Annotated in this window: 1 protein-coding gene; it reads left to right on the forward strand. The window is 68.9% G+C overall.

Annotated features, from left to right (window positions below):
- A partial coding sequence (locus SY1_RS09870) for a fused MFS/spermidine synthase (protein WP_208873653.1) occupies positions 1 to 1,480 on the forward strand: 1,480 nt, incomplete at its 5' end.
- Positions 1,481 to 1,695: the final 215 nt, after the last annotated feature.

Consider the following 1,695-nt stretch of genomic DNA (forward strand, 5'->3'; position numbering starts at 1 on the left):
CCTGGTGGCGCCGTTCCTCGGCACGTCACTGGTCGTCTGGACGGCGCTGATCGGCGTGATGATGACGAGCCTCTGCGCCGGAAACTGGCTGGGCGGCTGCCTGGCGGACCGGCGTCCGGAGGCCCGCCTCCTGGGCCGCATCCTCCTCCTGGCCGCCGCGATCCTGGGGGCGACGGCCTTCGCCAGCAACGCGATCCTCACCGCCCTCCTCCGGCGCTCCTTCAACCTCTACCTGACGTCCGTCGCGGCCGCCCTCGCGATCTTCACCCCGACGACCCTGCTCCTGGGCATGACGTCGCCCTTCATCGCGCGCCTGGCCCTGCGCGACGTGGCCTCGTCGGGCGGCACGGTGGGGCGCCTCTCGGCCCTGAACGCGGCGGGGAGCATCCTGGGGACCTTCCTGGGCGGCTTCGTCCTGATCTCCCTCCTTCCCTCCGGGGTCATCCTGATGGGGCTCGCCAGCGCCCTTGCAGCGCTCTCCATGCTGCTCTACGCCGCCTCCTGGCGGGGTGTCCTCCTGACGGCGGCCTGTCTCAGCTGCGGCGCCTGGGCCTCCAGGGTGTACGGGCTGCCCATGACGCCCGTGGGCGTCCAGATCGACACGGCCTACAACCACATCTCCATCGTGGAGAGCCTCATGCTGCGCAACAACAACCGGCGCGTCCGCATCATGATGACGGACCCGGACGGGGCGCAGTCCCTGATGTACCCGGACAGCCCCGCGGAGCTGGTGAGCGACTACACGAAGTTCTACGACCTGGCCTTCCACTACAAGCCGGACGCGAAGCGGATTTTGATGCTGGGCGGGGGCGGCTACTGCGTGCCGCGCCACGTCCTGGCGGAGCGAAACGTCTCCATCGACGTGGTGGAGCTGGACCCCGGCGTGACGGAGGCGGCACGGCGCTACTTCGACCTGCAGGACAGCCCGAACCTCAGGATATTCCACGAGGACGCCCGCGCCTTCCTGAACCGCATGGCGCAGGACCTGGAGCGGCACGGGACCTACGACGCGGTCTTTATGGACGTCTTCGGCTCCTGGTACTCCATCCCCTTCCACATGACCACCGTGGAGGCTGCGGAGCGGATCCGCGCCCTGATGGCGCCGGACGGCGTCCTCATCACCAACGTCATCGCCGCGCTGTCGGGCCGGCGCAGCGGCGTGTTCCAGGGGATCTACGCCGCCTTCTCCCAGGCCTTCCCCCGGATGTTGATCTTCCCGGCCTCCGCTCCGGAGCCGGAGAGCGCGGAGGCGCTGCAGAACCTCATGCTGATGGGCCTCTGTTCGAACGACCCCCGGTCCCTCCGGTCCCCGATGCGCGCGTCCTGCCCCTTTTGGCCCACCAGTGGCTGGACCCCTTCGTCCCGGAGATCCCCGCCTTCACCGACGCCTTCGCCCCGGTGGAGCGCTACGCGCTGGCGCAGTAGGCGTGCGGACCGGCGGTCCTGCCCGCAGCGGGATCGCTCCCCTTACGCGCCTTGATCGCTCTGGATTTGAATTTCGTTTGGAAGGAAGGTCGTGTTCTCCCTTGACGAATTCTCCGATGAAGTCCTCCCGCAGGACGAGCCAGGCGAAGACCGGCCCGGTCGCGGCCAGGAGGCCGATGCCCCTCGTCCCCTCGCCGATCCTGGTTCCGCTCTGGATCGTGGCCCTGGTCCTGCCCAACCTGGTCTACTCCGGCGACCACCATCCCCACT

Source organism: Fretibacterium fastidiosum, from assembly GCF_000210715.1.
Taxonomy (GTDB): Bacteria; Synergistota; Synergistia; order Synergistales; family Aminobacteriaceae; genus Fretibacterium; species Fretibacterium fastidiosum.